14 protein-coding genes are annotated in these 12,962 nt (G+C 36.8%); all 14 read right to left on the reverse strand.

Annotated elements, in window-relative coordinates; all coding sequences use genetic code 11:
* Nucleotides 1–72: 72 nt before the first annotated feature.
* Nucleotides 73–639 carry a ReoY family proteolytic degradation factor gene (locus ACE198_RS06470; RefSeq protein ID WP_098574795.1) on the reverse strand — a complete coding sequence of 189 codons (567 nt, stop codon included), beginning with the start codon at nucleotides 637–639 and terminating at the stop codon, nucleotides 73–75.
* Between the two features lie 33 nt (nucleotides 640–672).
* Complete coding sequence (locus ACE198_RS06475) at nucleotides 673–1,938, reverse strand: tetratricopeptide repeat protein (protein WP_375375038.1); 1,266 nt, start codon at nucleotides 1,936–1,938, stop codon at nucleotides 673–675.
* Between the two features lie 21 nt (nucleotides 1,939–1,959).
* The gene (locus tag ACE198_RS06480) at nucleotides 1,960–2,862 is read right to left on the reverse strand and encodes a hypothetical protein (protein WP_375375039.1); all 903 of its coding nucleotides are present in this window, start codon (nucleotides 2,860–2,862) and stop codon (nucleotides 1,960–1,962) included.
* A 133-nt stretch (nucleotides 2,863–2,995) separates the two neighbouring features.
* A complete protein-coding gene (aroA, locus tag ACE198_RS06485; protein WP_375375040.1) occupies nucleotides 2,996–4,285 on the reverse strand; it encodes a 3-phosphoshikimate 1-carboxyvinyltransferase in 1,290 nt (429 codons plus the stop codon).
* 27 nt (nucleotides 4,286–4,312) lie between these two features.
* The gene (locus ACE198_RS06490) at nucleotides 4,313–5,419 is read right to left on the reverse strand and encodes a prephenate dehydrogenase (RefSeq protein WP_375375041.1); all 1,107 of its coding nucleotides are present in this window, start codon (nucleotides 5,417–5,419) and stop codon (nucleotides 4,313–4,315) included.
* Nucleotides 5,420–5,459: 40 nt separating this feature from the next.
* Nucleotides 5,460–6,548 (reverse strand): histidinol-phosphate transaminase, encoded by a 1,089-nt coding sequence (gene hisC / locus ACE198_RS06495; RefSeq protein ID WP_375375042.1) that lies wholly within the window; start codon nucleotides 6,546–6,548, stop codon nucleotides 5,460–5,462.
* 55 nt (nucleotides 6,549–6,603) lie between these two features.
* On the reverse strand, nucleotides 6,604–6,978 hold the full coding sequence (aroH, locus tag ACE198_RS06500; RefSeq protein WP_098574801.1) for a chorismate mutase: 375 nt from the start codon (nucleotides 6,976–6,978) through the stop codon (nucleotides 6,604–6,606).
* Between the two features lie 12 nt (nucleotides 6,979–6,990).
* Complete coding sequence (gene aroB, locus ACE198_RS06505; protein WP_375375043.1) at nucleotides 6,991–8,064, reverse strand: 3-dehydroquinate synthase; 1,074 nt, start codon at nucleotides 8,062–8,064, stop codon at nucleotides 6,991–6,993.
* Nucleotides 8,064–9,236 (reverse strand): chorismate synthase, encoded by a 1,173-nt coding sequence (gene aroC / locus ACE198_RS06510; protein ID WP_251457611.1) that lies wholly within the window; start codon nucleotides 9,234–9,236, stop codon nucleotides 8,064–8,066. Before aroC ends, aroB begins: the two co-directional genes overlap by 1 nt.
* A gap of 165 nt (nucleotides 9,237–9,401) precedes the next feature.
* Complete coding sequence (gene ndk / locus ACE198_RS06515; protein WP_026563926.1) at nucleotides 9,402–9,848, reverse strand: nucleoside-diphosphate kinase; 447 nt, start codon at nucleotides 9,846–9,848, stop codon at nucleotides 9,402–9,404.
* Nucleotides 9,849–9,948: 100 nt separating this feature from the next.
* A complete protein-coding gene (hepT, locus tag ACE198_RS06520; protein ID WP_375375044.1) occupies nucleotides 9,949–10,911 on the reverse strand; it encodes a heptaprenyl diphosphate synthase component II in 963 nt (320 codons plus the stop codon).
* 43 nt (nucleotides 10,912–10,954) lie between these two features.
* Entirely contained in the window at nucleotides 10,955–11,659 is a 705-nt protein-coding gene (locus tag ACE198_RS06525; protein ID WP_375375045.1) for a demethylmenaquinone methyltransferase, read from the reverse strand.
* A gap of 7 nt (nucleotides 11,660–11,666) precedes the next feature.
* Complete coding sequence (locus ACE198_RS06530) at nucleotides 11,667–12,479, reverse strand: heptaprenyl diphosphate synthase component 1 (protein WP_375375046.1); 813 nt, start codon at nucleotides 12,477–12,479, stop codon at nucleotides 11,667–11,669.
* 222 nt (nucleotides 12,480–12,701) lie between these two features.
* Nucleotides 12,702–12,938, reverse strand: a complete 237-nt coding sequence (mtrB, locus tag ACE198_RS06535) for a trp RNA-binding attenuation protein MtrB (protein ID WP_026563930.1) — start codon at nucleotides 12,936–12,938, stop codon at nucleotides 12,702–12,704.
* Between the last annotated feature and the right edge of the window lie 24 nt (nucleotides 12,939–12,962).

Raw genomic sequence — 12,962 nt, forward strand, 5'->3', positions numbered from 1 at the left:
ATATCATTTTCTACAGAAACAATAAAAGATATAGTGCAATATTTAGAAAATCCCAAACAAAAAGGAAGCTGCTTATCGCACGCTTCCTTTTTGTTCTGACATGGTTAACTGATTAAGCTTTTGTGTAAGAACTTGAAATGCTTTTCGATCTTGATTATCAAGGGCCTCATCGATTAATTGAAGGATTTTCTCACGTTGAAAATGTTCAATACTGCGCTGCAATAATTGTTCTGCAATAATTCCATCCTTCTCATTCACTTGCAGGTGTTTGGGAACGTATAAATTCTCTTCAAGAACCGCAGCATACTGGTGTGCCTGATTAGCAGCATGAAAGTTTAATTGGATAAAAATATCCTCATCACGATTTAAGCGAATGTCGTGAAAGGACTTTTCAGCATCTGTAGTCATCACATTTTCTTTATAGAATCTAAATGGTACCTTATCGACGCAATGTGTAGACATAATTAAACCTCTCGGACAATACTGTGCTTGCTCCACAAAATGGACCTTCTCCATTAATTGATCGTGGCTCATTAGATAATTAAGAATCCAAACACATTCTCTTCTCTTTAATTGATAATGATTTAAAAACCAGCGAATAAAGTCCTTCTTCTCGTTGACAGAAACAGGGGTTGCCATGATAGTTTCCCTCCTCTGCAAATTCAGCTTTTTTTAATCTTTCAACCCTGTAAGACGTTCAAATAAATCCATATACTCCCCGTTTGTTGGATCTTCATTTAGCAACTGTTTAAAAATTTCGGCGGCGCGGTCACTTTTTCCTTCTTCAATTAGAAAATAACCGTAATCCTGTAAAAATGTTTCATTTTTCTTAAAAAAAGTATATGCACTTTCATATTTGTCTAATGCGTAAGAAAATTTTTCTAACTTCTGATAGCTTACTGCAGCATCCCATAAAAGTTGGGGTTCTTCATCTTCTTTAATATCAAGTTCAGTAATTAAATCAATGATGTCCTCATATCTTTCTTGAAGTAAAAAGAGTTTATTTAATGTAAGTGCTGCTTCAATAAATCCTGGGTCTAAGGCAAGTGCTTCACGGAAAAACTGTTCTCCTTCTTCCACTTTTCCTAATTGGGTTGCTATTCTCCCGCCAAAGAAAAATAACTCCTTATTATATTCATCTTGTTTTATGCCTTCTTGAATGGTAAGTAAACTATTTTCAAGTTCTCCCTCCCTTTCATATGCTAAAGCAAGGTGTAAATATAGAGAATGGTATTCCGGATCCAGCTCTTTCAATTCAGTGAATTTTACGATAGCAGTCTTGTAATACCCCGCCTGAAGTGCCGTAAAACCATAGCCGAATAAAGTGTTAATCTCTAATTTTTCATTCATTGCCTTTTCATAATAAACTAATGCATCCTCAAACATCCCAGATACACTTAAGAGATCTGCAATCCGTTGATCTATATTTACACCAGCTATTTCATTTTCTTCTTTTAAAACCTTTTCGTATGCTTCCAGTGCCTTGGTCACTTCACCTTGTTCACTGTAAAGTTCGCCTAAAGCAAAATCTATAATGATTTCATCTGGCAACAATTCTTTTGCCTTCAAAAGTTTTCTTTCACAAACTTCATACAAACCTTGAACTTGATAAAGATCGGCTAATAAAAGTAGGGATTGTCCATAATTCGCATCATGTTCTGATATCTTTTCAAGAACAAGAATTGCTTCTTCGTCTTCACCGGCTTCAACTAATATTTCACCTAATAGGACAAGAAGCTCACCTTCCTCAGGGAATGTTTCTAATAAATTTGCTATAAGTGACTTTGCCTCTTCTAGGAAACCATATTGATACATTTCTTCGCTAAGAAGAAACTTTTCATCGGGCATACCATTTTGTAATACATCATTATATTCAATTAAGGCCTCATTATGTTGACCATTTTCTAACATGGTAATAATTTTATTCACTCGTTCCATTGACTCTTACCTCTCGTTCTCCTAGATTGACAGAGAAAAATAGGATGGGATTCGCACCCTAACATGTTCTCCATTTCCAGGTTTAAATATCACGTTACCACTTGCTCGTAAAACCTCCCCCTTGTGGACGGTTACTACGAGTCTATCACTATGATAATGAAATATATTCACATCATCAACATTCTGGCCTTCATTTATTTTTGTATACAAATTATAACTCACTTCTGTACCACACATTAAACTACCTTTTTGCGGATATACACCAATTTTATTTAATACAGAAACAGCCAATGGGATATTTTCTTCAATTTCTTCATAAAGAGCGGGTATATTCTCTCTATTCATGATACCATTCCATTTCGACAAAACACCCTTCACTTCCTTCTTGTGAACCGAAGAAATTATTGGGATGAACGGACTGTTGAAAGGAAACATTGCTTCTTTAATCCAACCCCATGGAACTTGTTCTAATTCTTCATGTGATTGAAGGTCTACAAAAATAGCTGGTACTTTTTCTTTCTTACATTTCCTAATAAACGATGGAGAAATCAATCGAACTGGTATTCTTACCCCAATAAGATAGTCTATTGGGCTGCTTAAGAGAGCCGTTTTAAGCGCAGATATTTTTGTGGTTAATTCATTTTCGTAGGAAACATTAACATAGGTGAACAAGGTAGTGCAACCTTTCAACAAAAAATCTTCAGTCAAACACTTTTTTAATTCTTGAAAGGCTCTAATTTGTGGAATATTTGAATTAAATAAAACATAGGTGGGGGTCATAATATATGGTTCGGCATTCATTCTTATTAACCGATAATAATTGAAATGCGAGTCAATCCTTTCTATTCGATTGTTACGTATTAATAGTGAACAAGTTTTTAATTGCTTGTCTTTTAGGAGATTGGCATTTTCAATAATATACATTATCCACCACCATTTCATTGTGTCCTATTTTCTTTTTTGACTATTCTCTTTAAGACAAGCTATGCGAAAATTCCAAAAACTATACCATTCAATTCGGGATATAAAATAGAAAAAGCTGCATTGATATGCAGCTTTACTTAATAAGACTATTTAAATGGTCAAAGAAGTTCGGATATGAAACGGAAATGGCTTCTGGGTTTTCTAGAACTGCTTTTTCTTCACAAAGGAGTGCAGCTATGGCCAGCATCATTCCAATTCGATGATCACCATGACTAGCGACAGTTCCACCAACTAATTTGGTTTTTCCATGAATAATCATTCCATCTTCAGTTGCTTCGATTTTAGCACCTAAAGTTTTTAGCTCATGAACAACTGTATCAATTCGATTTGTTTCTTTTACTTTCAGTTCCTCGGCATCCTTGATAATTGTTGTACCTTCTGCCTGGGTCGCTAAAAGGGCAATTATTGGGATTTCATCAATTAATTTTGGAATTAAATCTCCTTCAATCACGGTACCTTTCAGACTGGAAGTCTTAATTATTAGATCCCCCATTGGTTCAAATGATGATTCCTCGTTCTGGACAATTTCTAAGTCCGCACCCATCTTCTTCATTACTTCGATAATTCCCGTCCTTGTTGGATTCAGCCCGACATTTTTCAATACAACTTCACTTCCAGGAATTATCGCACCTGCAACTAAAAAGAATGCTGCAGACGATATATCCCCAGGAACATGGACTGTCGTTCCGACTAGTTTTTGACCGCCATTGACGATAATCATTTGGTTATCCTTGTGGATTTCCCCGCCAAATTTAATAATCATTCTTTCTGTATGATCACGAGTTTCTTCCGGCTCAATAATCACACTTTGACCTTCTGCTTGCAGGCCTGCAAGAATTAAGGCAGATTTAACCTGTGCACTTGCAACCGGAAGTTGATAATTTACAGGTTTTAATTCACCCCCACGAATAGAGATGGGTGTGTAGGAACCGTTGTTACGACCATCTATTTTTGCACCCAATTCCGATAAAGGGTTCGTTACCCTCGTCATTGGACGTTTACCGATTGACTCATCACCAACAAGAGAAGAGAAAAATGGTCTACCTGCCAATATCCCCATTAATAAACGGATTGTTGTTCCAGAGTTACCAACGTCTAATACTTCATTTGGTTCGGTTAACCCTTCAAATCCTTTTCCAATAATGTGAAGTTGGCCATCAGATTCTTCGATGTTAACTCCGAGTTTTCGAAAGCACGATATTGTGCTTAAGCAATCTTCCCCAGGTAAGAAATTGGTTACTTTGGTTTCACCGTGAGCAATCGAACCAAACATAACTGACCGGTGTGAAATTGATTTATCCCCAGGAATTGTTATTTCGCCGTTTAAGTGTGTTATGTTTGTCTTCAGTTTTAGAGACGTCATGAAAAATCACCTTTTTTATTTATCATTTTAAGATCCAATAGATGTAGCATAACTAGAATAGGAGCCAATACATTGTTCCGCTTTTTGACGGTCCTCTTCTGTTTGAAAACTAATTACTAAGACACCATTTATATCTTCACGTGTTTCTAAAATTCGAATATTTGTGATACTTATTTCTTCCTTCGCTAAATAACCAGTAATCTCGGAAACGACCCCTGGGTAGTCCGGTACATCAACAAATAAATCATAAAATGCCGGAATTGCACCCTTATCTTTTTGAGGCAGACCATCACGGAATTGTTTTGCTTGGTGAAAATAATCATATATTGCCGAACTGTTTTCATCTTCAAGCAGCATTTTGACATCATTCATCTCATCTTGCCACTGATTGAGCAATTCAATTAATATCTCACGATTGTGGAGGAGAATATCTTTCCACATCTTCGGACTGCTGGAGGCAATCCGGGTAATATCTCTAAACCCGCCTGCTGCAAGACGCGGAATTAAACTCTCTGCTTCAGCTAACTTTTCAGTTTGGCGAACAATTGAGGCAGCGATGATATGAGGAAAATGACTGACAATCCCTGTAAGATAATCATGATTTTCTGGTGTGATAGTTAAAAACTTGGCTTTAGTTCCAATTAACCATGATTTTAATATTTTTACTTTTGAATCTTCGATATGTTCCTTTGGTGTTAACAGATAAAACGCATTTTCAAATAGAATTTCTTTGGCAGCAGAAACACCACTTTTATGTGATCCCGCCATTGGATGCCCGCCGATAAAGGTGATTCCTCTCTCTTTTAGGCTTTTGGCACTTCCAACAATCTTGCTTTTTGTACTACCTGTATCTGTCACGATTACCTCTGGATGAAGAGGGAGACCCGCAAGGAACTTGATAATTTCCTCTGTTTCATTTACAGGTGCAGAAATAATAATTAAATTAGCATCAATAGCGCCACTTTGGATATCTTCAGCTATTTCATCGATAACCCCAAGCATTTTTGCTAGTCTTGCTTGTTCACTATTAATATCAAATCCTACAATCGTTGCATCCTCATGTTCCTTTTTTATACATAGGGCTAGAGAACCGCCTATTAATCCTAACCCTATAACAAAAACACGGCCTTTCAATGATAACTCCCCCTAAAAATAAAAACAAAGCAGAACTGTTTTACTTTTGTGATAAAACTTCTCCTAATGCATGGAGAACACCTTCATTTTGTTCAAATGACCCTACTGTAATTCTAACCCCTGTAGGAAAACCAAGAGCTTTCCCAGAGCGAACAATATAGCCTCTCTGCATTAGATTCTGGAACACCACGTCCCCATCTGTTTTACAATCAATTAATATAAAATTGGTTTGTGATGGATAATAATCGAGTTCATACTTCCCACAGAATTCATAGAACTGTTCTAGTCCCTGCCTATTTTTTTCTTTGCAGCTGTTAATAAATTGCTGATCTTTTATGGCTGCTGACGCCGCTAATTGGCCTAAAGAATTAACATTAAATGGCTCCCGAGCAGGTTCAAGTGCTTTAATAATTGAAGGATTGGCAACCCCATAGCCAATTCTTAAGGCAGCGAGACCGTATATTTTTGAAAAAGTTCTAAGGACAATTAAATTTTCATACTTTTGAGCTAATTTAATGGAATCATAGTAATCTTCTGCAACAACATATTCATAATAAGCTTCATCTAGTACGACCAGAATATCAGCAGGAACTTTTTCAAGAAAGGCGTTTAACTTAGATTCAGGTATATAGGTACCAGTAGGATTATTAGGACTGCATAGCCAAATGACATTGGTCTGATCATCAATGGCTGCCAACATGGAATCTAAATCATGGTTTCCGTTTACAAGTGGGATTTCTTTGCAGACCGCGCCTTCAATCACTGCGTTATGCTTATATTGTGAAAAGCTAGGTGTAGCCATAATTGTATTAGCATTCGGATGTAACAGTGCCCTTGAAATAATTTGAATTAAGTTATCTGAGCCATTTCCAAAGATTAATTCTTCTTCATCAACCTGCAAATAGGTTGAAAGGGTCTCTCGTAAAATAGTGGCATAGCCATCCGGATAAATTGCCAAACTTGTTTGATTTGATTGAAGTGCATCCAAGGCCTGAGATGAGCATCCAAAAGGATTTTCATTTGATGCTAGCTTTACTATCTTGTCCAGTTTATATTGCCTCTTCACAGCTTCGATTGATTTCCCTGGTTGATAAGGTGTCAGTTGTAATAACTGCTCTTTCCATCTCATATTAATTCACTCCGTTCGTAATAAGTTAATTCTATTACAGCTTTATCGTTTTTACCTATTTTGCTAGACTGCTGCCAAGGTCGGGTCTCAGAACCGTTGCACCTTTTAAGTATACATGAATAATCTCTTCTTGTGACTTGTTCGTATTCACATGCATCATGACTCTGACACACTTCTTTAACGAATTGGGAACAGGAATTTCCTGCATACACATCACAGGGACATAGGTCCACCCCTCAAATTTACGAAGAGCTCTTGCAGGGAATGCAGCGTTAACATCATCTGTTGTAGAAATGAAAATTGACCCAACTTGATCTGGTTGAATATGATTATCTTCAATTAACCGTACAAAAAGTTCTTCTGTTGCAGAGATGATTTCCTCTTCGGAATTCTGGTCAATCGTAATTGCTCCTCTTACCCCTCTAATCAAGAAAAGTCCCCCTTATTTATTACTGTTTAATTGTTCGTATAGTACTTTTTCAGATAGTTCCTTAACTGTAGGCTGACCCAATTGTTCAAGTAGAACAAAGTGAATAGCATCCCTAACTGACTTTTTATCCTGCTTCATTTTGTTGATTAATCTTTCATGGGATAGAATTTCTGGAATTTTTGATGCATAACCTAGTTTTTCAATCCAATTTGTAAATTCTTTTATATCAAAGTTAAGACCTAGTAATTGGTTACTTAGCCTTAGGGCATAAAGCATTCCTATCATCACTGCTTCCCCATGTGTAAAGTTCCCATAACCCATCTCCGATTCAATGGCATGCCCTAGTGTGTGGCCAAAATTCAAGAAAGCTCTAATCCCCGTTTCTCGTTCATCCTGACCAACAATTTTACCTTTTATCCTTATACCTTTTATTAAAGATTCCGATAACATCTCCATTGGTAAGGTTTGAAGGTTTTGCACATTATCTTTTAACCAATTATAGAAATCGACATCATCAATAAGTGCATGTTTAATAACCTCAGCAAAACCAGAACGAATTTCATGAACTGGTAGTGTTTTAAGGAAGGCTAAATCATAAAAAACAGCTTCTGGCTGATGGAAAGCCCCAATCATATTTTTCCCGAGCGGATGATTGATGGCTACCTTGCCGCCAACGGCACTGTCATGAGCTAATATAGTAGTCGGCACCTGAATAAATGGAATGCCCCTCATAAAGGATGCTGCAACAAATCCTGACAAATCCCCAACAGCCCCTCCTCCAAAGGAAAGAATAACAGATTTCCGATCTAATTTGTTTTCAAGTGCTGTTGAAAGCGCAGCGTAGTAAACTTCAAAGGTTTTGGCTTTTTCCCCACTAGGAGCAGTAAAAATTACAGGATTTAACGATTTCAGCTCAAACAATAATTTTTCCAGATGAAGCGCTGCAACCGTTTCATCGGTAATGATTAATATTCTAGATAGACCGTCAAAATGGTTCGCCAAAAAAGGGCCGATTTCTTTCCTTACCCCTTCTCCCACATAGACATTATAATTTTTTGAATCTGTATGGATTTGAATGGTTTCCATTAAAATTCCCTCGCATATTCCCGCTGTCTTTTAATTTCCTCCGCAAAAGTGTCAAAGCGGTCACTATAAAATTGTTCAACCAAAGCATTGGCAAGTTCCCAGGCCACCGCATGTTCTGCAACAACAGCTGCAGCAGGCACTGCACAACTGTCAGAACGCTCGACACTTGCTGCAAACGGTTCTTTTGTATCAATATCAACGCTCATAAGAGGTTTATATAAAGTTGGGATAGGTTTCATTACACCTCTGACCACAACCGGCATGCCTGTTGTCATCCCACCTTCAAATCCACCAAGGCGATTAGACTTCCGGTAGTAACCTTTTTCTTGGTCCCATGCAATTTCATCATGAACTTCACTTCCAGGTTTCCTTGCAGCCTCAAAGCCAATGCCAATTTCGACCCCTTTAAAGGCATTTATACTCATAATAGCGGCTGCCAATTTTCCATCCAATTTACGATCATAATGTACATAACTTCCTACACCTGCTGGCATACCCGTAGCGATTACTTCTACAACTCCCCCTATTGAATCGCCATTTTTCTTTGCTTCATCAATAGCAGCCATCATATCACTTTCCACGGCAGCATCAGCGCATCGTACAGGGGATAGTTCTGTCTTTTCCTTCAATTCATTAATAGAAATGGAGCGATCAATACTAGCTTTAATTCCGCCTATTTCAACCACATGGGACACAATTTCAACACCCACTAATGATAGAAGCTTTTTCGCTACAGAACCTGCTGCAACTCTGACGGTTGTTTCACGTGCAGAAGATCGTTCAAGGACATTTCTCATATCCCTGTGTCCATATTTAATAGCGCCGTTTAAATCTGCATGACCTGGACGAGCACGCGTTACCTTCCGTTTTACCTCATCTTCTTGTCCTTCTTCTAAAGGTTCTGCTCCCATAATCTTTGTCCAATGCTTCCAGTCATTATTTTGAACTACTAATGCAACGGGTGAGCCGAGAGTGTACCCGTGACGGACACCGGAAACAATTTGGGCTGTATCCTTTTCAATTTGCATTCTTCTTCCACGCCCATAACCTTTCTGGCGCCTTGATAATTCTTCATTTATATCTTCCAATAATATTGGCATACCCGCAGGGAGGCCTTCTATAATCGTTGTTAATTGCGGCCCATGGGATTCTCCTGCTGTTAAATATCTCATTCCCATATTACTTTCCCCCTTCAACTCATTAAAGAATTTTGTATCAATATACCATATACTGCGCAATAAACATAGTATAACTATTCAGAAAAAAAGGAATAAATTTTTCATATAAAAAAAGGCATTTGTATAATTTCTTATACAAATGCCTTTCTTTTATTTCAATTAGTAGATCCATTCGTTTACTAGTTTATTGTACTCTACTACACCGGAATCTTTAAAGAATAAGCCAATTTCACGCTCAGCACTAGCAGGTGAATCAGACCCATGGATAACATTTTTCCCAACTGTTAATCCAAAATCACCGCGGATTGTTCCAGGTGCAGCATCTTTTGGATTGGTAGAACCCATCATTTGACGAGCAGTAGCAATCACATTTTCACCTTGCCAAACCATTGCAAAAACAGGTCCAGAAGTAATAAAATCGACTAATTCTCCGAAGAACGGACGCTCTTTATGTTCTCCGTAATGTTCTTCAGCTAGTTCATTAGGAATGCTCATTAATTTAGCTCCTACTAATTGAAAGCCCTTTCTTTCAAAACGTGAGACGATTTCTCCAATTAGGTTACGTTGTACACCATCAGGTTTTACCATTAAAAAAGTTTTTTCCATGAATTCCACTCCTAATAAAAATTATTATGTATATTGAATGTTTTTTAGAAAACAATCCATGAAAAATATTATCATTTTTTCGAAAATTTAACAAGTTGATTTAAAATTTTCGTTTCCCAATGAATCTTGCTAAGTCATGAAGGGTTTTTTTTGTTCTATTTGCAGGTAACCCTTCTAATTCAGCCAAAGCTTTTTTTAGGTAAAGATCACTAAGAGCGATTGACTTGTCAATTGCATCTGAGTCTTTAATAATGGTGATAATCTTCTTTATCTCTGAAGGAGTCATGGATTCATGCACCTTTTCAATTTCTGCGCGTATATCAGCCTTTTCCATTGCAAAAAGAGCAGGTGCAGTAATATTTCCCTGCAGCAAGTCTCCGCCTGCCGGCTTTCCTAGTTCCTTCTCAGTAGATGTAAAATCTAAAATATCATCGATAATTTGATAGGACATTCCAACGTAGTAACCAAAACGGTATAGTTTTTTATGGACAGATTCTTCTACATCAGCAGCAATTGCTCCCAATTGACAACTTACTGCAATTAATAGTGCAGTCTTTCTCTTAATTCTACGAAGATAATCTCGGAGATTTTGATTAAATCGATATTTATCTTTTATTTGTTGAATTTCCCCTAATGACACTTCAACAATGGTATTAGATAAAATTTTATGAGCAATTGGGTTTTCAATGTTAGTCATTAATTCTATCGCAAGAGCAAAAACAAAATCACCAGTATACATAGCAATTTTGTTATCCCATTTAGATTTCACGGTTGGCTGCCCTCGCCGAAGATCCGCATCATCAATCACATCATCATGGACAAGTGATGCCATATGAATTAATTCAAGGGCAACAGCAACATTTTTCATCACATGTATATCATAATTTCCAAATTTACCAGCAAGCAAAACAAAAACAGGACGAATTCTTTTTCCTCCGGCTTGTAATGTATGCATAGAAGCTTGTTTAAGCAGAAGGGACTCCGCATGTATGGTCTCTTCTAGCTTTTTTTCAATCAAGTTAATATCCGAATTCAAAAATGAATACATCATTTTTAATTTCATTTGTATTCACCCAGCTTTTCATCCTGTCTTCAAGTACAATAAATTAATTTTTTCTGCCAATATGAACAGCTGCTGCGCCGCCGCTATATGGTTTATATTTTACATCTTTAAAGCCGGCTTGTTCAAACATTTTAGCAAGTTCCTTCATCCCTGGAAACTCACGTGCTGATTCATGCAGCCATGCATATTCGCGATAACTTTTTGCGAGTAATTTACCAAACATCGGCATAATATAACGAAAGTAAAAATAATAGAGCTGTTTATAGCCGATTAAAGTAGGCTGTGATGTCTCTAAGCAGACAGCAATACCGCCAGGTTTTACAACACGATGCATCTCTTTTAATACTTGCAGGTAGTCCGGGACATTCCTTAAGCCAAAACCAATCGTCACATAATCAAAACTATTATCTGGAAAAGGGAGTTCCATTGCATTCCCATGTACTAATTTCACCTGTTTTAATCCCAGGTCCTTAACCTTTTCAATCCCCACATTAAGCATGTTTTGGCTAAAATCCAAACCTGTAACGTCCCCTGTCGGACCCACTGCCTCAGCTAATGCTATAGTCCAATCAGCGGTCCCGCAGCAAACATCAAGAGCTCGTGAGCCCGGCTTTACATCCATTCTCTTCATTGTGTCTTTCCGCCACTTTATGTGTTGTTGGAAACTGATAACAGAATTCATTTTATCGTAGTTATCGGAAATTTTTTCAAACACATTGTGAACCCGCTGTTCTTTCGATTCCTGCATGTTTTTATTACCCTTCTTCCACAAAAGTTTTCGCATATGGCTGGTATTGGTTTAAGAGCGATATAATTCTAATTTCAAGCAGTTCATTTAAGTAAGGAAGTTGCTCTAATCCATTTTCTATTACTTTTTTTGAACTTTCAAGATACTGGTCACAATATTGAAATAAATGACTCTTCTGTTCACTAGATAATTTTTTCAATTTAAAGTTATGGATTGGGAAAACAATTGAGGTCAAGGCTTCGAATAAGACGGATCTTTCTGTTTTAATAAATTGACTCTTTTCATCCAGTAACCGTTTAAACAACATCAAATTCTCAAGAAATTCATTCCAGAGGTCAACTTTAAAATACTCAGAAAGACGAGCTAGTAAGGAACTTTCTATCCTTTTTATGCTTGTCATTAATTCCTCAACTGAAACAAATTCATGGTGATAAACAGAAATTTTATTTTCATTTACATCCTTAATTCCTTTTGAAAGTGCCTTAATCATCAAAATATCTTCTGCTTCTGCAAGAAGTTTATAATAAAGACCGCTGAAATAATCCCCAGCAAGAACAGTTAATTGACGATTTTTTTCGTCAACAGATGCATCTGAAATATGTTCATGTGTATCAAGGGCGATTTGTATTAACATTGATGATAAGGCGTAATTTTGCATATCGCTGAATGACAATTCGAGGCGTTCCATAATTGAGACCAGGATAAGAAGTTTATCCTCATCAATAATTGGAGTCTCAATATATTTGAGCAGATATGTATCATAAACTCTTTGTTCGACCTGCTCTCGAATATTTGTGAATTTTTGTCGAATGTCCAGCAATTAAATCACCCTTGCTTCCCCTAGTAATGTCTTTATGTATTCTTATTTCCTATTTGCATAGTAAAATTCATGCCGTTTAGCCTTTAATAATGAAAAATAATTAATCATTCATTCTAAAAACAAGGCAAACACCATTATAACATAAAAGGTATTCTTAAGGCAGATATTCACAAAATAATCATTTTAGCTAATATGAAATAAGATGAAACAGTGTGATTAGAATTATTTTTTTATTTCACTTTCAATTTCACCAAGGTGTGTAAGTATTTTAGCATTTCCCCTGATTTTTATCGCCGAAGTATGCTCTGTAAATTGAGCAATTAGGACTTCTCCTTTATCAAGCTTCTCTGAATGATGAAATTTGGTATCAGAGCCCCTTGTTAAACCGATCACATTAACTCCATCTTCGATTGCCTTAATAACTACGTACTCACTGTTTTGGTTTTCTCTCTTCTCCATATAAACACCTCAAATATTCTTAGA

This window comes from Neobacillus sp. KR4-4 (genome assembly GCF_042136325.1).
Taxonomy (GTDB): Bacteria; Bacillota; Bacilli; order Bacillales; family Cytobacillaceae; genus Neobacillus.